At 69.9% G+C, this 18284-nt stretch carries 17 protein-coding genes and 1 riboswitch; of the genes, 6 read left to right on the forward strand and 11 right to left on the reverse strand.

What is annotated here, in order from left to right:
- Nucleotides 1-217: 217 nt before the first annotated feature.
- The 3 genes from SACXIDRAFT_RS03070 (at nucleotide 218) to SACXIDRAFT_RS03080 (ending at nucleotide 2625) form a co-directional block, all read left to right on the forward strand.
- A complete protein-coding gene (locus tag SACXIDRAFT_RS03070) occupies nucleotides 218-1510 on the forward strand; it encodes a multidrug effflux MFS transporter (protein WP_006237007.1) in 1293 nt (430 codons plus the stop codon).
- Between the two features lie 44 nt (nucleotides 1511-1554).
- Entirely contained in the window at nucleotides 1555-1770 is a 216-nt protein-coding gene (locus tag SACXIDRAFT_RS03075; RefSeq protein ID WP_006237008.1) for a hypothetical protein, read from the forward strand.
- A gap of 192 nt (nucleotides 1771-1962) precedes the next feature.
- The gene (locus tag SACXIDRAFT_RS03080) at nucleotides 1963-2625 is read left to right on the forward strand and encodes an O-methyltransferase (protein ID WP_006237009.1); all 663 of its coding nucleotides are present in this window, start codon (nucleotides 1963-1965) and stop codon (nucleotides 2623-2625) included.
- A 115-nt stretch (nucleotides 2626-2740) separates the two neighbouring features.
- Here SACXIDRAFT_RS03080 and glyA read toward each other — a convergent pair whose 3' ends face one another.
- From glyA to SACXIDRAFT_RS03115, 7 genes are all read right to left on the reverse strand, one after another.
- Complete coding sequence (gene glyA / locus SACXIDRAFT_RS03085) at nucleotides 2741-4012, reverse strand: serine hydroxymethyltransferase (protein WP_006237010.1); 1272 nt, start codon at nucleotides 4010-4012, stop codon at nucleotides 2741-2743.
- 1 nt (nucleotide 4013) lies between these two features.
- A complete protein-coding gene (gene gcvH / locus SACXIDRAFT_RS03090) occupies nucleotides 4014-4400 on the reverse strand; it encodes a glycine cleavage system protein GcvH (protein ID WP_006237011.1) in 387 nt (128 codons plus the stop codon).
- A 5-nt stretch (nucleotides 4401-4405) separates the two neighbouring features.
- Nucleotides 4406-5557, reverse strand: coding sequence for a glycine cleavage system aminomethyltransferase GcvT (gcvT, locus tag SACXIDRAFT_RS03095; RefSeq protein ID WP_006237012.1), 1152 nt, complete (start codon nucleotides 5555-5557; stop codon nucleotides 4406-4408).
- Entirely contained in the window at nucleotides 5554-8451 is a 2898-nt protein-coding gene (gene gcvP / locus SACXIDRAFT_RS03100; protein WP_006237013.1) for an aminomethyl-transferring glycine dehydrogenase, read from the reverse strand. Before gcvP ends, gcvT begins: the two co-directional genes overlap by 4 nt.
- Nucleotides 8452-8498: 47 nt before the next feature.
- A riboswitch (glycine riboswitch) is annotated at nucleotides 8499-8602 on the reverse strand.
- Between the two features lie 332 nt (nucleotides 8603-8934).
- Complete coding sequence (locus SACXIDRAFT_RS03105) at nucleotides 8935-10131, reverse strand: phospholipase D-like domain-containing protein (protein ID WP_006237014.1); 1197 nt, start codon at nucleotides 10129-10131, stop codon at nucleotides 8935-8937.
- Nucleotides 10132-10523: 392 nt separating this feature from the next.
- Entirely contained in the window at nucleotides 10524-11168 is a 645-nt protein-coding gene (locus SACXIDRAFT_RS03110; RefSeq protein WP_198284297.1) for a class F sortase, read from the reverse strand.
- A gap of 11 nt (nucleotides 11169-11179) precedes the next feature.
- Nucleotides 11180-11533, reverse strand: coding sequence for a hypothetical protein (locus SACXIDRAFT_RS03115; RefSeq protein WP_006237016.1), 354 nt, complete (start codon nucleotides 11531-11533; stop codon nucleotides 11180-11182).
- Nucleotides 11534-11765: 232 nt separating this feature from the next.
- On the opposite strand from SACXIDRAFT_RS03115, the gene SACXIDRAFT_RS03120 reads away from it, so the two are divergent.
- The gene (locus SACXIDRAFT_RS03120) at nucleotides 11766-12191 is read left to right on the forward strand and encodes a DUF6098 family protein (protein WP_040922432.1); all 426 of its coding nucleotides are present in this window, start codon (nucleotides 11766-11768) and stop codon (nucleotides 12189-12191) included.
- Here SACXIDRAFT_RS03120 and SACXIDRAFT_RS03125 read toward each other — a convergent pair.
- The gene (locus SACXIDRAFT_RS03125; protein ID WP_006237018.1) at nucleotides 12176-12847 is read right to left on the reverse strand and encodes a response regulator transcription factor; all 672 of its coding nucleotides are present in this window, start codon (nucleotides 12845-12847) and stop codon (nucleotides 12176-12178) included. The genes SACXIDRAFT_RS03120 and SACXIDRAFT_RS03125 overlap by 16 nt on opposite strands.
- Nucleotides 12844-13983: a sensor histidine kinase gene (locus SACXIDRAFT_RS03130; protein ID WP_006237019.1), complete on the reverse strand. Its 1140-nt coding sequence runs from the start codon at nucleotides 13981-13983 to the stop codon at nucleotides 12844-12846. The genes SACXIDRAFT_RS03125 and SACXIDRAFT_RS03130 overlap by 4 nt, the downstream gene beginning before the upstream one ends.
- A 152-nt stretch (nucleotides 13984-14135) precedes the next feature.
- Here SACXIDRAFT_RS03130 and SACXIDRAFT_RS03135 point away from each other — a divergent pair, with 152 nt between their 5' ends.
- Both SACXIDRAFT_RS03135 and SACXIDRAFT_RS03140 read left to right on the forward strand, forming a co-directional pair.
- Complete coding sequence (locus SACXIDRAFT_RS03135) at nucleotides 14136-14357, forward strand: DUF5957 family protein (protein WP_006237020.1); 222 nt, start codon at nucleotides 14136-14138, stop codon at nucleotides 14355-14357.
- Nucleotides 14354-15874 (forward strand): multicopper oxidase family protein, encoded by a 1521-nt coding sequence (locus SACXIDRAFT_RS03140; protein WP_006237021.1) that lies wholly within the window; start codon nucleotides 14354-14356, stop codon nucleotides 15872-15874. The genes SACXIDRAFT_RS03135 and SACXIDRAFT_RS03140 overlap by 4 nt, the downstream gene beginning before the upstream one ends.
- A gap of 373 nt (nucleotides 15875-16247) precedes the next feature.
- On the opposite strand, the gene SACXIDRAFT_RS03145 is transcribed toward SACXIDRAFT_RS03140, so the two are convergent.
- Nucleotides 16248-17321, reverse strand: a complete 1074-nt coding sequence (locus SACXIDRAFT_RS03145) for an NAD(P)-binding domain-containing protein (RefSeq protein WP_006237022.1) — start codon at nucleotides 17319-17321, stop codon at nucleotides 16248-16250.
- 133 nt (nucleotides 17322-17454) lie between these two features.
- The gene (locus SACXIDRAFT_RS03150) at nucleotides 17455-18255 is read right to left on the reverse strand and encodes an SRPBCC family protein (RefSeq protein WP_006237023.1); all 801 of its coding nucleotides are present in this window, start codon (nucleotides 18253-18255) and stop codon (nucleotides 17455-17457) included.
- Nucleotides 18256-18284: the final 29 nt, after the last annotated feature.

An 18284-nucleotide genomic window follows, 5' to 3' on the forward strand; every position in this document is an offset into this window, starting at 1 on the left:
AGCGGCCTTCCCCGCCCAGGTGACACCCGTCCCCTCGGCAAGGGTGATGTGGAACGAACCTCACCCACGGGCGGCCGACCTCATCACGACGGGCGGGATTTCCGGTCCACACCGGTCAGGACAGCGCCAGGCCCCGGCAAGGCAGACGGCACTCGCATGGCAGGGCGCGCTGCTGTGGTGAGGCGCACCCGGCCACGACACGACGCAAGGAGGTCGGATGACCGCGAGCACGGCGGCGAGTGAGACGACAACGGCAGCTTCGACGACCGAACCGGTGACGGAAAGGGCGGCGACCTCCCGGCCACACCGCACGGCGCGTTACGCACTGCTCCTCGGAGGGCTCACCGCCTTCGGGCCGCTGTCTATCGACATGTACCTCCCCGCGCTGCCCGTGATGGCGCAGGAACTGCGCTCCACCGACACCCAGCTGCAATTCACCCTTGCCGTGTTCCTGGTCGGGCTCGGCATCGGCCAGCTCGTCGCGGGGCCGCTGTCCGACGCCTTCGGCAGGCGCAGACCTCTGCTCGTGGGTGTGGCGGTGTTCGCCGCGGCGTCCGCGCTGGCGGCATTCAGCCCCTCCGTTCCCGCGCTCATCGCGGCCAGGGCCGTGCAGGCGCTCGGAGCGGCCACCGGCATGGTGATCGCCAGGGCCGCGGTCCGTGATCTGTATTCGGGCGTGGCGATGGCGCGGTTCTTCTCCACCTTGATGCTCGTCACCGGAGCCGCCCCCGTGCTCGCGCCGGTCATCGGCGGTCAGCTGCTGCGGTTGACGTCGTGGCGGGGAATCTTCATCGCACTCACCGGATTCGGTGTGCTGCTGCTCGTGGTGGCCGCGCTCGCGCTGCCGGAAACCCTCTCCCGGCAGAACCGGCGTTCGGCCCGCCCCGGCCGCATCGCGCGGACCTACGCCGCACTGCTACGCGACCGCGTGTTCATCGGGTTCGCGCTCACCATCGGACTGGCCTTCGCGGCGATGTTCGCCTACATCTCAGGGTCGAGCTTCGTGCTGCAACACGACTACGGCCTCTCCCCTTCCGAGTACGGCTTCGTGTTCGGCGCGAACGGGCTCGGCCTCGTACTCGTCGGACAGATCAACGGCAGGCTCCTCGGCCGTTTCGCGCCGAGGACACTGCTGCGGACCGGGCTGGTGATCGCCGTGATCGGCGGGCTCGGCATCGTGGCCGCCGCAGCTTGGCAGGCACCGCTTGCGCTGCTGCTCGCACCGCTGTTCGTCACCGTGTCGTCCGTGGGCATGGTGAGCCCGAACGCCACCACGCTCGCGCTGGCCGACCATCCCCGCTCCGCGGGATCGGCGTCGGCGCTGCTGGGTCTCGTGCAGTTCCTCGTCGGCGGCGGAACATCCCCCCTCGTCGGGTTGCTCGGCGGATCGGCGCTGGCGATGGCCGTCGCGATGGCCGCTGCGGCGATCGCGGCGCTCGCGGCCTTCGCCTCGCTCACGCGAGTGACGTCGTCTTCGGACCGAATCGACCGAATCGATCACCTGAGGTGATGTTTGCTACTACAGTCTCTCCTGGTGGGATGAAGGGGGGCTGGGTGAGTTCGCGAGACGAGTGGGCTGTCCCCTGCCGCGACCTGGCCGGGCGGCGCCGGGAACTGACGGTGTTCGTGAACGCGGGCAGGGTGGTGCTCGTCGCACCGCCCGGCGAAGCCGCGGTGCTGACGTCTCTCGACGTGGGCAGACTCAGAGGAGCGTTGAGAGAAGCGGTAATGCAGGCGGACGATCTCCCCGAGGACGCCTTCGACGACTGACCGCGTCCGTGTCCGCACCTCCCGCACGCATGTTGGCACCACACGATGCAAACACCCGTACACAGACTGCGGACACGAACCACGGCGTCTCGTGTCCGCACTCCCCGCACGCGTGTCCGCACTTCCCGCACGCGCGTTGGCATCTCCCGTACGTGGGTCCGCAGCTTTCGCGCTCCGGCTTAGCCTTTCGCCATGGAACAGCACCTGTGGACCGCCGTCGATCACTACCTCGACGAGAAGCTGGCCCCGCACGACGACGTCCTCGACGCCACCGTGCGAGCATGCGCCGAAGCCGGACTACCCGACATCGCCGTGGCCGCCAACCAGGGCAAGCTGCTGAATCTCCTCGCCCGTATGGTCGGCGCGCGTCGCATTCTGGAGATCGGCACACTCGGCGGCTACTCGACCATCTGGCTCGGGCGGGCCCTCCCCTCCGACGGGAGGCTCGTGACGATCGAGGCAGACCCCGCCCACGCCGAGGTCGCTCGCGGCAACATCGAGCGGGCCGGGCTGGCCGACAGGGTGAACATCCGCGTCGGGAAGGCGCTCGACGTCCTCCCCGGACTCGACGCGAGCACCCCGTTCGACCTCACATTCATCGACGCCGACAAGGCCAGCAACGCCCACTACCTCCGCTGGGCGCTGCGACTCGGAAGGCCGGGCGGAGTGATCGTCGTGGACAACGTGGTGCGCAGGGGGACGGTCACCGACGCGGGCAGTGCAGATCCCGCGATCCTCGGCACCCGCGAGGCGATCGAGCTGCTACGGGACGAACCCCGCCTCGACGCGACCGCCCTCCAGACCGTGGGAGTGAAGGGCTACGACGGACTCGCCGTAGCCCTCATCACCTCGTGACGACGCGGTGTCCCCACGCCCCGTAGGGCAGGGCCCGCCGTGGTGTCCCCACACCGCACGCACGCGTACGAGAACTGCCAGCACGCGTGCACAGGCTGCGGACACGGCGGTGTGGTCAGGACCGGCCTGCGTACAGCGGGTGCTTGCCCGCCAGGGTCGCGACGCGGGAGCGCAGGTCGTCGCGGGTGGTGTCGTCGAACTCGGGCAGCAGGGCCTTGGCGATGATGTCGGCGACCTCGGCGAAGTCGTCGGCGCCGAACCCTCGGGTGGCCAGCGCCGGTGTGCCGATGCGCAGTCCCGAGGTCACCATCGGCGGGCGCGGGTCGAACGGCACGGCATTGCGGTTGACCGTGATGCCGATGCTGTGCAGGCGGTCCTCGGCCTGTTTGCCATCCAGATCGGAGTTCACGAGATCGACGAGCACGAGATGCACGTCGGTGCCTCCGGTCAGCACCCGGACCCCCGCCGCGACGCAGTCCTCACCCGACAGTCGCTCCGCGAGGAGCTTCGCGCCGTCGAGCACCCGCTGCTGGCGCTCCCGGAACTCGTCGGTGGCGGCGATCTTCAGGGCCACCGCCTTGCCCGCGATCACGTGTTCCAGCGGGCCGCCCTGCTGGCCGGGGAACACCGCCGAGTTGATCTTCTTGGCGTATTCCTGCCGCGAAAGGACGATGCCGCCGCGCGGGCCGCCGAGCGTCTTGTGCGTCGTGGTGGTCACGACGTCGGCGTGGGGCACCGGGTTCGGGTGCAGGCCGGCCGCCACGAGACCCGCGAAGTGCGCCATGTCCACCATCAGCTTGGCGCCCACCGAGTCGGCGATCCGCCGGAACTCCGCGAAGTCGAGCTGACGCGGGTACGCCGACCAGCCCGCGATGATCAGCTTCGGCTTGTGCTCGGCGGCGAGCCGCTCGACCTCCGCCATGTCCAGCCTGCCCGTCTCCCTATCGACGTGGTAGGCGACGACGTTGTAGAGCTTGCCGGAGAAGTTGAGCCTCATGCCGTGCGTCAGGTGCCCGCCGTGCGCGAGGTCGAGGCCGAGGATGGTGTCGCCCGGCTCCAGCAGTGCCACCATGGCGGCGGCGTTGGCCTGCGCGCCGGAGTGCGGCTGCACGTTGGCGTGCTCGGCGCCGAACAACTCCTTCGCCCGCTCGATGGCGAGGGTCTCGATGACATCGACGTGCTCGCAGCCGCCGTAGTACCGCCTGCCGGGATAACCCTCGGCGTACTTGTTGGTCAGCACCGATCCCTGCGCCTCGAGCACGCCGACGGGTGCGAAGTTCTCCGACGCGATCATCTCCAGCGTTGACTGCTGCCGGTGCAGCTCGGCGGCCACCGCCTCGGCGACCTCCGGATCGACCGTGGAAAGGTCGGCGTCGAACGAATTCATGTCAGCCCTCCTGAATCAGCGCGGCATACGCGTCGGCGTCGAGCAGCTCCGGCACCGACTCCGTGCGGACCGTGAACAACCAGCCCGCGTCGTAGGGATCGGAGTTGACGGTCTCTGGCGAGTCCACGACGGACTCGTTGACCTCGACGACCTCCCCGGTCACCGGCGAATACAGCTCGCTGACGGACTTGGTCGATTCGATCTCGCCGCATACCTCACCCGCTGTGACGGTACTACCCGCGTCGGGAAGCTGAACGAAGACCACGTCTCCCAGTGATTCGGCCGCGAACGCGGTGACGCCGACGGTCACGACCCCGTCACTTCCCGTGCGCACCCATTCGTGCTCGTTGCTGTAGCGGAGGTCCTGCGGGATGTTCGGAGAAGACACGGATTTCAGCCTTTCGACGTGGAGGGGCGGCGGTAGAAGGGCAGGGACACGACCTCGACATCGGCCGTGCGGCCCCGGATATCGACCGAAAGGGCCGTTCCGGGTTCGGCGACGTCGGCGGTGACGTACGCCATCGCGATCGGATGACCAAGGGTGGGCGACAGCGCGCCGCTGGTGATCTCGCCGACCTCGCGGTCGCCGTGGAGCACACGGTAGCCGTGGCGTGGGGCACGACGGCCCTCGCCTCGGAGGCCGACGAGCACGACGTCGGGTTCACCCGCCCGCTCCAGTGCGGCACGGCCGATGAAGTCTCCTGGCTTGTCGAACTTCACGACCTTGCCGAGGTTGGCGTGGAAGGGGGTGCGCGCGGCGGTCAGCTCGTTGCCGTACAGCGGCATTCCGGCCTCCAGCCGCAGCGTGTCCCGGCAGGCGAGCCCCGAGGGCACCAGTCCGTGGGAGGCACCGGCCTCGGCGAGCCTCCGCCACACGGCGACGGCAGGTGCGGTGCCGTCGGCGCCGTCGGCGCTGACCGCGCTGTCCCCGGTACCGACGAACAGCTCGAAGCCGTCCTCTCCGGTGTAGCCGGTGCGGGCGAGCAGCACCTCGTGACCGGCGATGGTGGCCTGCATGCTCGCGTAGTAGCGCAGCCCGTCGAGTTCAGCACCGCTCGCCTCGGCCACGATCGCCGCCGACGCGGGGCCTTGCACCGCGATGAGCGCGGTGCGGTCGCCGACGTCGGTGACCGTGGCGTCGAACTGCTCGCTCCGCTCGCGCAACTCCTTGCTCACCAGCGCCGCGTTGCCCGCGTTGGCGACAACGAGGAAGCGCTCCTCGGCGAGGCGGTAGACGACGAGGTCGTCCAGCACGCCGCCGTCGGTGTCGCACAGCATGGTGTAGCGGGCCCGCCCGACCTTCACACCCGACAGGTTGCCGATCAGCGCGTAGTCGAGCGCGCGGGCGGCGCCGGCCCCGGTCACCTCGATCTCGCCCATGTGGGAGAGGTCGAACTGCCCTGCCGCCTCGCGCACGGCGCGGTGCTCTGCCAGCTCGCTCGAGTACCGGACGGGCATGGACCAGCCCGCGAACTCGGTGAACGACGCGCCGAGTTCGGCATGGACCTCGTGCAGCGGTGTCGTCTTCACGGTGGAGTCGGTCACGACGGCGAACCTGCGCTTTCGTAGGAGGAGACGGGCGGGCAGGAGCACACGAGGTTGCGGTCGCCGTAGGCGCCTTCGATGCGCCGGACGGGGGACCAGTACTTGCCTTTCGGCGAGGTGTGGCCGGGGTAGACGGCGGTGCGCCGGTCGTAGGGCAGCGTCCAGTCTCCCGCGAGCTGCTCGGCCGTGTGGGGAGCTCCTCGCAGCGGGCTTGCCTCGACGGGCCACGTGCCGTTAGCCACCTCGTCGATCTCGTGCCGGATGGCGATCATCGCCTCGCAGAAGCGGTCGAGTTCGGCGAGGTCCTCGCTCTCGGTGGGCTCCACCATGAGGGTGCCGGGAACGGGGAACGACATGGTCGGCGCGTGGAAGCCGTAGTCGATGAGCCGCTTGGCGACGTCATCGACCGTGACTCCGGTCTGCTTGGTGATGCCGCGAAGGTCGAGGATGCACTCGTGGGCGACCAGCCCGTTCTGACCGGTGTAGAGCACCGGGTAGTGCGGCGCGAGGCGTGCCGCCACGTAGTTGGCGTTCAACACGGCGATCTTGGTGGCCTCGGTGAGCCCCTCCGCGCCCATCATGCGCACGTAGGCCCAGGAGATCGGCAGGATCGACGCCGAGCCGAACGGCGCGGCCGAGATCGGGCCGATACCGGTTTCGGGACCGGCCTCGACGCTCAGCGGGTGGTTCGGCAGGTACGGCGCGAGATGCGCGCGCACCGCGACGGGCCCGACACCCGGTCCTCCACCGCCATGCGGGATGCAGAAGGTCTTGTGGAGGTTGAGGTGGGAGACGTCGCCGCCGAACTCGCCCGGCTTGGCGAGGCCGAGCAGGGCGTTGAGGTTGGCGCCATCGACGTAGACCTGCCCGCCCGCCTCGTGCACGATCTCCGCCAGCTCACCGATGCCCGCCTCGTACACGCCGTGTGTCGAGGGGTAGGTGACCATGATCGCGGCGAGGGTGTCGCGGTGGGCGTCGGCCTTGGCCCGCAGATCGTCGAGGTCCACGTCGCCGTCGGCCGTGCACGCGACGACGACCACCCGCATCCCGGCGAGTACGGCGGACGCGGCGTTGGTGCCGTGCGCCGACGACGGAATGAGGCACACGTCGCGTTCGGGCTGCCCGTTCGCGCGGTGGTAGGCCCTGATGGCCAGCAGACCGGCGAGTTCACCCTGGCTGCCCGCGTTGGGTTGCAGCGACACGCTGTCGTAGCCGGTGACCTCGGCGAGCCACGCGGAGAGTTGCGCCACGAGTTCGTGGTATCCCTCGGCGTCCTCCGAAGGCGCGAACGGATGGATGTTCGCGAACTCCGGCCAGGTCACCGGCTCCATCTCGGTGGTCGCGTTGAGTTTCATCGTGCACGAGCCGAGCGGGATCATGCCCCGGTCGAGCGCGTAGTCGGAGTCGGCGAGCCTGCGCAGGTAGCGCAGCATCGCGGTCTCCGACCGGTGCGTGTGGAACACCTCGTGCGTGAGGTACTCGCCGGTGCGCTCCAGTCCGGAGGGCAGCGCCGAACGCGCGGCAGGGGCAGGGGAGTCCTCGACGCCGAACGCGCCGAGGACCACGGCCAGCACCTCCGGCGTGGTCACCTCGTCGCAGGCCACCCTCACGTGGTCGGCATCGACGCGGCCGAGGTTGACGCCCGCCTCCCGTGCGGAGGCGAGCACGGCCTCCGCACGGCCTGGCACGCGGGCGAGCACGGTGTCGAAGAAGTGGTCGTGGACGATCTCCACGCCACCGGCCCTCAGCGCGTCGGCCAGCGCGACCGCGTGCCCGTGCACCCGCTCGGCGATGCGGCGCAGACCGTCGGGGCCGTGGTAGACGGCGTACATCGACGCCATCACGGCCAGCAGCACCTGGGCGGTGCAGATGTTGCTCGTGGCCTTCTCACGCCGGATGTGCTGCTCGCGTGTCTGCAACGCGAGCCGGTAGGCAGGCGCACCGGCCGCGTCGATGGAGACCCCGACGAGCCTGCCCGGCAGCGAGCGCTCCAGCCCCGACCGCACGGCGAGGTATCCGGCGTGCGGGCCGCCGTAGCCGAGCGGGACGCCGAAGCGTTGCGTCGTGCCAGCCGCGAGGTCGGCCCCGAACTCGCCGGGCGCGGTCACCAGCGTCAGCGCGAGCAGGTCGGCCGCGACGCAGTACAGCGCCTTGGCGCGGTGCGCTGCCTCCGCGATCCCCTCGTAGAAGCCGGGATCGCGCAGCACCCCGGAAACCCCTGGGTACTGCACCACGACACCGAAGAACTCCTCGGGAAGCCCCAGTGACAGGTCGCGGACCTCGACCTCGACGCCCACGGCCTGCGCGCGGGTGCGGACCACCGCGACGGTCTGCGGCAGGCATTCCGCATCGACGACCACCGTGCTAGACCGCGACTTCGCGGCACGCTTCATGAGCATCACGGCCTCGGCGACGGCTGTGCCCTCGTCGAGCAGCGAGGCGTTGGCCGTGGCGAGCCCGGTGAGGTCGGAGACCACCGTCTGGAAGTTGAGCAGCGCTTCGAGCCGCCCCTGCGAGATCTCCGGCTGGTACGGCGTGTAGGCCGTGTACCAGGCCGGGTTCTCCAGCACGTTACGGCGGATGACGGCCGGTGTGACGGTGTCGTGGTAGCCGAGGCCGATCATCTGGGTCATCGGCCGGTTGCGGCGCGCCAGTTCGCGCAGCTCGGCGATGGCCTGCTCCTCGGATGCGGGATCGGGAAGGCGCAGCTCGTCGCTGGTGCGGATCGCGCTGGGCACGGCGGCGGCGACGAGGGCGTCAACGCTGCCGAAGCCGCACTCGGCCACCATCTTGGCCTGGTCGGACGGCCCTGGACCGACGTGCCGGGAGACGAAGGCCGGTGGTGCCTGCGCGGCAGGAACGGGTGGCGGGGGCGCCGAGGATGACACGGACATGAGGAGCTCCTTCTCGCCGTAGGACAGGGTTACCCGCCCTGTGCTGGAACTCCCCCTCTGTCATGGGCACCTGAGAGTTTCACCGTGCGAGCGCGCACGGCTTACACCTTGGGTGAGGCACCCGCAGTGCCTTCTTTCCAGAGTGGCCTCGCCGCAAGCGGTGGGTGGACCTGAGAGATTGTGGGGCGTTTACTCCTTCGGTGCCCCGCCGACAGCACGGGGACTCTCCCGCTCGGGCTCGATCAGCCGCGATATCCAGTTGGGTGTTTCGGTTGTCGAGTTCCAGACCGTACCGACCGGAACGTGGCCAGTCCACCACGCGCGACGAACGGTGACCAACACCGCTCGGGGAGCGAGGTCGGGCGGTGCCGCTGGCGCAACCCCGGGCCGGGGCAGGCACGGCCCCCGCACCGGGGTGCGTACGCCGCGCCGCCGACGGCCCGGGGGTCGCGGCCCTCGGGTGGGTCCTCGCGACCCGGTCGTTCACCGCGCCGCCGCGTACATCTGCTCGAAGTTGTCCTCGTAGGCGTCGTAGATCGGCCGGAGGTTGGTCGAGATCATCGCCTCGTCGTTGCGCCTCAGCGACGTGTGGTTGAAGTTCGGGCTTCCGGTGAGCACCCGCCGCGCGTCGGCGTCACCGTCGATGCGGCCCTCGACGATGAGGTACTTGGAGTGGATCCGCCCCGGCAGCTCCTTCGCCGTGCCGAGTGTGCGCATCGCGATGCCCTCGTGCCCTGCCAGCAGCGCGCTCACGTCGTCGTCCATGAGGCCCCTGACGATCCTGATCTCGCAGCCCTGCTCGGCCAGTTCGACGAGGCGCTCGGCGATCCCGATGCGGTAACTGTCCCATTCGGACATTCCGACGCGGATGGTGGTGCCGTCACCGCACGCGACGCCGTCGAGGAACTCCTCGATCGGATCACCCTGCGCCCTCGGGAAGAAATGCGCCGTCACCGAACCGCCGCGCATCCCGGTGGTCACGGTGCGGTAGTAGCCGGCGTCCTGCTGCTGCGCCGCGAGGTCGGCGAAGTAGGAGGCGTAGGCGTCGTGAAGGCGGCGGTTGCCGACGAGCGTGGTGGCGTTGTTCCAGTACGTCGAGGAGTTGAGGTCGGTGAAGTTGGCCGACGACTGCACCACCACGCTCGACCGGCCACCCGTGCGCGAGAAGAGGTAGAACTTGTTGTGCTGCCCCTTCGTGCCGAGACACGACGACGTGTTGCCCTCCGGCGAGAGGTTGCCGCAAACGTGCAGCCAGGAGTCGCGCGCCTTGTCTGTGCCGATCTGCGCGCGCAGGGCATCGACGGCGGCGTTGTCGTCCTGCCATCCGTCGAGGACCACCTGCACATCGACTCCCCTGCGGTGTGCCTTCACCAACTCGCCCACGAAATCCGCACCGGCGTTGCCGGAGATCACGAAGTGGGCCAGCCGGATGGTCGAGCCCGGCTCCGCCTGCTTGACGAGTGAACAGATCTGCTCGACCACGCCCGTCGGCTGCCCTGCCACCGGGTTGTTGAACACGGCGGTCGTGGCCACGGCGCGGAGGGGCGCTTCAGCGCACGGCCGGGATTCCGGCGTCGCGGTGGTGAGGTTCTGCGGAGCTGGAAGGGCTGACGCGGCCGCAGGAGCCGTGACCAGTGCCGCCGTGGCGACGACCGAGGCGAGAACCGCTCTGACACGCATGGGAATCTCCTTGGCGGGTAGTGTTCCGCGCTCCGGCGACGCGGCCGAAAAGCACGGAGCGAGGACTGTCGCGTCCCTGTGGCAACGCGGACGGCGACCACACCGCCGTCGCGGCGCCGAACGGGCGACGGGCGTCGCAGGGCGATCTCACCGTAGGCGGAGACGTTGACGGGCGCGTGAACGCGACGTGGCCCCCTTCTCACCGAACGCCAAGCACCACGCCACCGGCCATGAGCACTGCCGGCCCTGCCGCACCGGCAGTGCTCATGGCCGGAGAAACACGAAATCGGTGCCGGGTGGCCGAGCCGGAACTCGTCCACCACGACACCGATCACCTTCTCGCCTGCCACGAAGGGGCAGGACCCCGCGCTGCGGCACGGGCCGCGATACGCCTAGCCGCCCGGCACCATCGTCGCGTAGGCCACGACGTTGTCGCGGTAACTCGCCTCGGAGCGGTCGAACGTGCCACCGCAGGTGATGAGCCGCAACTCCGCGCCGGTGGTGTCTCCGTACACCTTCTCGGTGGGGAACCCGTCCTTCGGGTACTGCTCGACCTCGTCGATCCGGAACCGCAGCGACGTGCCGTCGGCGCGGTCCACGATCACGTCGTCACCGCGCCGGAGGTTACGCAGGTCGAAGAAGACACCTTTCTGGTTCTTCCAGTCCACATGCGCGGCGAGGACCGAAGGTCCGGGTTCGCCGGGGGTCGGCGATTCGACGTACCAGCCGACCGCCTCCGCTCCCTCGGGAACCTCCATGGTGTTGTCCGGCTTGAGACCGAGTTCCACGAAGGTGTCCGTGTCCACGCCGACGGAGGGGATGCGCAACCGCGACGGCGGAGACGGCGACAGCGCAGGAGGCCGGGGCTGAGATTCCTGTGGCGCGTCGGCCTGCACCTGCTCCATCGCCGCCTCGGCGTGCCCTGAGACCTGCTCGGGGCCGCCGCATCCGGTGAGCAGCAGGAGGAACGCCAACGCGGCCGTTCCCGCCAGCCGGCGAACCGAATGGCGGGAACGGCGAGACGTCACATCACGCATCGTGAACCGGGTCAGAGCAGCGCCGCGAGGGAGCCGTCACCGGTCTCGACACCACCGTGCGGCTTCTTGTGGATCTGCTTCTTGTGGTGGTGCCTGTCCTTGTCGTGGTGGCCCCAGTCCTTGTGGTGGTGCTTGTCCTTGTCCCAGTCCTTGTCGTGGTGCTCCCAGTCCTTGTCGTGGTGCTTGTCCTTGTCCCACTCCTCGTCGCTGCTGGCGAACTCGTACTCGGTGCACTCGGTGTCGGACATCGACTGCACTGAGGTCGTCGCGCAGTTCTCGTCGGGGGAAGCGTTGGTGGTGCCCGAAACGGCCAGCGCGGCGCCGATCGCGATCGCCGTGACGACAGCGGCTTTGCGGATTGCCATAGTGAGAGTTCTCCTCGGATTACTGGATTTTCGATCACAGCAACGGTGCGCGTACCCATGCACGCTCCGCGCCCGTGCGACTACAGAATGCGCAGCGACCGAGATCGGCAATCCTTCCCCGCACCCGAAACAACCGCGTGAGTGACGGGCGACGCTCCGTGCCGCAGACGGGGCGTTCCGCCCGCGCAGAGGTGGACGATTGGTCGAACACGACGGGGGTATCTCCCGGGTGATGGCAGCGGAGATGCCGACCGTACGAACGCTGGCTCACCTGGCCGAACTCACGAGGTCAGGAGAGGCGCCGTACCTGCGCTACTCGCCCGGCCCGGAGGCCGATGCCGGACACTCCAGCACCGACCACGAGAGCGGCCTGACGATGCCTGGTGTCTCGGCGAACCCTCTCGCCGCGCCGGGCTGGTGGACACTGCCGCTCGAGGACTGGCTCGCCCGGCGCGTGTGCCAGTATCTCCGTGAACTCGACGAGGGCGCCCGTCCGTGGCTGCTGTCGGGTACGCGGGTGGACTTCGGGCCCGACAACGAGCCGCTGCTCGTGGACATCCGGCCGGTCGCGTGGGTGGCTCCCGAGTTGGTCGAACAGGCCCGCGAGCGCTACACCTCCCGGCTCGACGCCGGCGCGGCGACTCACCGTGACCGGTGACGCATCCCCGGCCGCGCGAGCCCCGCCTCGTAGGCGATGTGCACGAGCTGCGCTCTGTCCCGCGCGCCGAGTTTGGCGAGCAACCTGCTGACGTAGGTGCGGGCCGTGGCAGGGCTGAGGTACAGGGCCGCCGCGATCTCCGCGTTGGACAGCCCCGCGGCGATCTCGGCGAGGACTTCGCGCTCGCGTTCCGTGAGCGGGTCGAGCAGGTGTGGCCGCACCGCGCCGCTCTCGGCGGCCACCGACGCGAGCACCCGCCTCGTCACCGACGGGGAGAGCAGCGCCTCGCCGTCGGTCACGGTTCTCACCGCTTCCCGCAGCTGTTCGGGAGCCGTGTTCTTCAGCAGGAAACCTGCCGCGCCGGCACGAACGGCGTCGAAGATGTGTTCGTCGGTGTCGAACGTGGTCAGCACGACGACCTTGACCGACCGCAACGCCGCGTCGGCCGTGATCTGCCGGGTCGCCTCGATGCCGTCCGTGCCCGGCATCCGGATGTCCATCAGCACCACATGAGGGCGAAATGAGCGCACCGCGTGGACCGCGCCTGCCCCGTCCGCGGCCTCCCCCACCACCGTGATGTCGTCGGCCCGTTCGAGCAACGAGCACAACCCGGCCCTCACGAGCTGCTGGTCGTCGGCGACGACAACCCGGATCATCGCCACTCCAGGGGTAGTTCGGCTTCGATACGGAAACCCCGCCCCGGCGAGGATTCGACGGTCAGCACCCCACCGAGCAGTTCGGCACGTTCCCGCATACCGCGAAGGCCGTTGCCCGTCCATGGACCGCTGTCCTCGGCGTCGTCCAGCGCGCTCTGCCGACCACGGCCGTCGTCGGCGACGCTGATCAGCAGGCGGTCGTCGGCATAGGTGAGCGCGACATCGGCGCGAGTGGCTTTCGCGTGGCGCAGGCTGTTGGCCAGGGCCTCCTGCACGATCCGATACGCCGTCGAGTCCACCGCCGACGGCAGCGGCCTCGGTACACCCTCGACCGTGGTGTTGACCGGCAACCCGCTCTCCGAGGTCGCCCGTACCAGAGTGTCGAGGTGGCGCACGCTCCCCACCGGGGCGCGCGACGGGTCATCGGGCGAGGCCAGCAGCCCCACGGTCGCCCGCAGCTCCCGCACGGCTCCGTCGGCCGCCGTGCGGATCACCCCCAGTGCCGCCCGCACCGCCTCGGGGTCGTCGTCCACGGCTTCGGTGGCGACGTTCGCCTGGATCGAGATCACCGTGACGGTGTGGCCGAGCACGTCGTGCACCTCGCGTGCGATGCGCATCCGCTCCTCCTCCATCCTGCGTCGCGCGCGCCGTTCCTGCTCCGCCGCGAGCAGAGCCCGCGAGCGCACGCCGTCGCCGAGCGCGATCGCCGCGGCCATCAAGCCGACGGTGGAGGCGAACTCGTATCCGAGCAGGTACGCCGGGTCGTCACCCTCCGCGAGCCGGAATGCGGTCGTCACCGCCAGCAGCCCGGACGCCACGGCGAGGGCCACCCTCGCCCTGCCCGCCTCTGCTGTCGAGTAGAGCGCCGCCGCGACCGGGATCGCCAGCCCGATCGGCGGGTAGTCCGCGAGGTAGTAGCCGATGATGCCCGCCACGGTGGCCGCGAGGGTCAGCACCGGGTAGGAGCGCCGCACGAACATCAGGGCGCCGAGGCCGAAAGCGAAGAGGAACGCCACGGGTTCAGGCCCGCGCGTCCCACCCAGATCCGCCGCGATGGCGACCGCGACCACCGAGGTGACGGCCACGGCCAGCACCGCGTCGAGGACGCGGCCGTTCACCCTGCCACCGATGCGCACGCCGTCGAGAGTAGCCGCCTGAGGGGCAGGTTGCGGTCGTCCACAGTCGAGTCCGCGACCGCCCCGATGTCGCTTCCCGACGACACCTCGGCGCGTCGAGAACCGCGTGAGGACGGACGCCCCGCTGCGGCGCCGGCGCCTAGCGTGCCGTCATGCGCACTCTCGGAGTCGCCGTGCTCGGTGTTTTCGCCGGGCTGGCAGTCGGTTTCGCCCTCTTCAGCGAACTCGTCGGCAGGCTCGTGGCCGCCGACGGCGTGGTGGAGACACCGTGGGCCTTCGTCATCGGCTTCGGCCCCCAGTTGACCGCCGTGGCGGGCGGTGTGCTCGCCGTCGTGCTCGACAACAAGCTGCGGCGCAGGCGGGAGGGCCGATGAGCACGAACGTGTCCCGGCGAACGGCGATGCGACTCGCGGCGGGTGGGCTGGCGGCGCTGCCGCTGACCTCGGCGTGTTCCGGGCTGTCGCGCTCCGGCGGTCCCAACACCACGACGGAATCGAGTGCTGGTGCCGTTCTGCGCTCCCGGGCCCGGCTTCCGGAGCCGTTCACGCTGCCGCTGACCGTCCCCGGCGTGGCGCGGCCGTCGTCGTCCGACTCCACCACCGACTACTACGACATCGTCCAACGCGAGTCCGAAGTGGAGATCCTGCCCGGCCTGCGAACCAGGGTGTGGGGCTACGAGGGGCGGTTCCCCGGCCCGACGATCGTGTCGCGGCGGGGTCGGCGCACAGTGGTGCGGCACCGCAACAACCTGCCCGTGCCGACCGTGGTGCACCTGCACGGTGGCAGGACGCCTCCCGAACACGACGGCTACCCGACCGACCTCGTCCAGCCCGGCGCGCGACGCGACTACGTGTATCCACTCGATCAGCCGGCCGCCACGCTCTGGTATCACGACCACCGCATGGATTTCACCGGACCGCAGGTGTACCGAGGGCTCGCCGGGTTCCACCTGGTACGCGACGACGAGGAGGAGCGACTCCGTCTTCCCAACGGCGAGCGGGACATCCCGCTACTCATCACCGACCGCGCCTTCGCCGAGGACGGCTCCTTCGACTACCCCGCGCGTGATCCCTCTCTACGTGGTGAACCGGGGGTGACCGACGAATTCGCCAGCGGAGTCATGGGCGACTGTGTCCTGGTGAACGGCGTGCCGTGGCCGCTGCTGGAGGTGGAGGCCGTGCGGTATCGCTTCCGGCTGCTCAACGCCTCAAACGCGCGGCGGTACCGGCTCGCGCTCGACCCGCCGCCGCCCGGCGGAACCGCGTTCACGCAGGTGGGCGGCGATCAGGGGTTGCTCGCGGCGCCGGTCGGCCACGAGGCACTGCCGATGGCGCAGGCCGAACGCTTCGACGTGGTGGTGGACTTCTCCGCATACCGGCCGGGGCAGCAGATCACCCTCGTCAACACCCTCGGCGAGGGAGGCACGCGGCACGTCATGCGGTTCGTCGTCACCCGCAGAGTCCGCGACGACAGCCGTGTGCCCCGCACACTGGTGGAGATCGAGCCCCTTTCGCGGTCGCAGGTGCGCGTCGAGCGCGACTTCGTGTTCGCCCGTGGCGGCGCAGAACACCACGGCATGACCCTGTGGACCGTCAACGGCAAGGCATTCGACCCATGGCGGATCGACGCCGACCCCGCACTGGGGTCGGTGGAGCTCTGGCGGATCAGGGCGCAGAACGTGCCACACCCGGTCCATGTGCACCTGGCGCCGTTCCAGGTTCTCGGCGGCGGAACGACCACCTCGGGCTGGAAGGACACCGTGGACCTCGACAACGGCGGGCAGGCGGAAATCCTGCTCCGCTTCGACGGCTACCGGGGCCGCTACGTGTTCCACTGCCACAACCTGGAACACGAGGACATGATGATGATGGCCAACTTCGAGGTCCACTAAGGACAGACGGCCGTGTCCGCACCCTGTGCACGGGTGTTGGCACCCTGTGCGCGTGTGTTTGCACCCTGTGCGCGCCTTTGCACTGTGTGACCGCGTGCCGCCATCGTGTGCATGAGCTCCCGCACACCACGCAAGTGCCGCACCGTGGGGACCGAGTTCCCACGGTGCACGCCTGGCCCCGCAGGCTGTGCGCCTGTGTCCGAACACTGCACACCTCAGCCCGCACGCTGTGCGCCTGTGTCCACGCAGGGCGCGTGCGCCCTCACCGTGCGCACGGGATGCTCGCAGCGGAGGGGCGACGTCACCGACGGAGGCTGCGAACACGCGACGGTGGGGCTCCCGTCCGTTCGCTGCCGACGCGTGCGGACATCGCTCAGCTGCCGAGTTCGGCGAGCAAGCCACGCACGGCTTCCCGTCCTGCCCTGCTCGCACCCACGGTGCTGGCCGACGGCCCGTAGCCCACAAGACGCAGCCGGGGCTGCCCCACCACGCGCGTCCCGTCCATCCGGATACCGCCGCCCGGCCCGCGTAACCGCAACGGCGCGAGGTGGTCGAGCGCCGCGCGGAAGCCCGTCGCCCAGAGGATCACGTCAGCGCGCTGCTCCCTGCCGTCGGCCCAGCGCACGCCGCCCGGCGTGATGCGCTCGAACATCGGGTGCCGAACCAGCACTCCGGAGTCCCGCGCGGCCCGCACCTGCTGGGTCAGCGTCAGGCCGGTCACCCCCACCACGCTGCCCGGTGGCCTCCCCTCGCGCACCCGGGCATCCACTGCCGCGACGACCTTCCGCCCGTATTCCGGTGTGAACTCGCCTTCGTGGAAAACCGGGGGTCGCCGGGTGACCCAGGTGGTGCCCTCGGCGACGTCCGCGATCTCGGTCAGTAGCTGTACCGCCGATGTGCCGCCACCCACGACCACGACGTGCGCGCCCGCCAGTGGTGCGGGACCGGTGTAGTCGGCGGTATGGAGCTGCCTGCCCCGGAACGTCTCGCGGCCCGGGTAGTACGGCCAGAACGGCTTGTCCCACGTTCCCGTCGCGTTGATCACGCCACGCGCCGACCACGCCTCCCCCGCCGAATCCACGAGAAACCGGCCGTCAGGGGTCCTGCTCACGGCACGCACGCTCACGGGACGGCGCACCGGCAGGTCGAACACACGCTCGTACTCGGCGAAGTAGTCCGCCATCACCTCGGCGGCGGGACGGTCCGGGTCGCTCGCGCCGGGAACCTCGGCGAGCCGCAGCCCGGGAAGGTCATGAACGCCGTGAACCCGGTCCATCCGTAACGACGGCCAGCGATACTGCCACGCCCCGCCCGCCCGTTTGCCGTGGTCGAGCACCACGAATCCGGTATCGCCGCGCAGTCCGGCGCGGTGCAGGAAGTAGGCGGCCGACAGCCCTGCCTGACCGGCACCGATGACGACGACGTCGGTCTCGTGATCAGCGCTCATACCGGGTGCAACGCCGCCGCACGAGCCGGTCTTCCCGCGCGGCGGCGTGCAGCAGGTGCAGGCACCCGTGCACGAGGTGCGAACAGTCGTACGCACAGTGCGAACACCCGTGCACAGACTGCGGACACACCTGTCAGCAGCGGTGGCGGCGGCGCAGCAGCCTTCGGACGGCCAGAAACGCGAACAGGGCCGCGAGACCCGCGAGCGCGGGCGCGAGCCGCTTGGCCACGGAGGCACCCGCGTAGTCGAACAGGTCGATGGGCTCGGCTTCCCTCTGCGGCGTGGTGGCCGTCGGCTTGACGCTCTCCAGCTTCGGCTTCCCGGTGGGTGCCGCGCCCGCCTCTGCTCCCGCCGTTCCCTCTGCCGTTCCCGCAGCCGCCGCCGTTCCGGCCGCCGCTGCGGTCCCTGTCGTGGCCCCCGCGGTGGCGCCCTCGGAGGTCTTCGGCGCACCGGGCGTGGTCTCCTCGCCGTGCATGGCCTTCGCCGCGCCTGCCCCGGTGAGCATATCGGCCAGGTTGGCGGCGAAATCGTCGAGGATCTTGCCGCCGACCTCGGAGATCATGCCGCGACCGAACTGGGCCGGTTTTCCGGTGACGTTCAGGTCGGTGGCCACGCCGCCCTTGGTCGAGCCGCCCTCGGCGGTGAGAGTGACCGTCACGGTGGCCGCCGCCGTGCCCGCACCCCGCGCGTCCTTGCCCGACGCCTTGATCACGATCTTGCGCTCGTCGGCGTTCTTCTCAAGGAATTCGCCCGATCCCTTGTACAGCAGGGACACCGGCCCGAGCTTGACCTTCACCGTGCCCTTGAACTTGTCACCCTCCACCGATGTGAGGGTGGCTCCCGGCATGCAGGGCGCGACACGTTCCGGATCGAGCACCGCCTTCCACACCTCGTCGATGGGCGCCGGAACGGTGAATTCGTGGTCGAGCCGCACGGGCCGACCTCCTTCCTCAAGTCTTCCTT

It is taken from the genome of Saccharomonospora xinjiangensis XJ-54 (assembly GCF_000258175.1).
Taxonomy (GTDB): domain Bacteria; phylum Actinomycetota; class Actinomycetes; order Mycobacteriales; family Pseudonocardiaceae; genus Saccharomonospora; species Saccharomonospora xinjiangensis.

What these genes read in the sequence shown, in the direction of transcription:
- SACXIDRAFT_RS03070 (WP_006237007.1), top strand. Translation starts at nt 218, where the DNA reads ATGACCGCGAGCACGGCGGCGAGTGAGACGACAACGGCAGCTTCGACG.
- SACXIDRAFT_RS03080 (WP_006237009.1), top strand. Translation starts at nt 1,963, where the DNA reads ATGGAACAGCACCTGTGGACCGCCGTCGATCACTACCTCGACGAGAAG.
- glyA (WP_006237010.1), bottom strand. Translation starts at nt 4,012, where the DNA reads ATGAATTCGTTCGACGCCGACCTTTCCACGGTCGATCCGGAGGTCGCC.
- gcvP (WP_006237013.1), bottom strand. Translation starts at nt 8,451, where the DNA reads ATGTCCGTGTCATCCTCGGCGCCCCCGCCACCCGTTCCTGCCGCGCAG.
- SACXIDRAFT_RS03105 (WP_006237014.1), bottom strand. Translation starts at nt 10,131, where the DNA reads ATGCGTGTCAGAGCGGTTCTCGCCTCGGTCGTCGCCACGGCGGCACTG.
- SACXIDRAFT_RS03110 (WP_198284297.1), bottom strand. Translation starts at nt 11,168, where the DNA reads ATGCGTGATGTGACGTCTCGCCGTTCCCGCCATTCGGTTCGCCGGCTG.
- SACXIDRAFT_RS03115 (WP_006237016.1), bottom strand. Translation starts at nt 11,533, where the DNA reads ATGGCAATCCGCAAAGCCGCTGTCGTCACGGCGATCGCGATCGGCGCC.
- SACXIDRAFT_RS03120 (WP_040922432.1), top strand. Translation starts at nt 11,766, where the DNA reads ATGGCAGCGGAGATGCCGACCGTACGAACGCTGGCTCACCTGGCCGAA.
- SACXIDRAFT_RS03125 (WP_006237018.1), bottom strand. Translation starts at nt 12,847, where the DNA reads ATGATCCGGGTTGTCGTCGCCGACGACCAGCAGCTCGTGAGGGCCGGG.
- SACXIDRAFT_RS03135 (WP_006237020.1), top strand. Translation starts at nt 14,136, where the DNA reads ATGCGCACTCTCGGAGTCGCCGTGCTCGGTGTTTTCGCCGGGCTGGCA.
- SACXIDRAFT_RS03140 (WP_006237021.1), top strand. Translation starts at nt 14,354, where the DNA reads ATGAGCACGAACGTGTCCCGGCGAACGGCGATGCGACTCGCGGCGGGT.
- SACXIDRAFT_RS03145 (WP_006237022.1), bottom strand. Translation starts at nt 17,321, where the DNA reads ATGAGCGCTGATCACGAGACCGACGTCGTCGTCATCGGTGCCGGTCAG.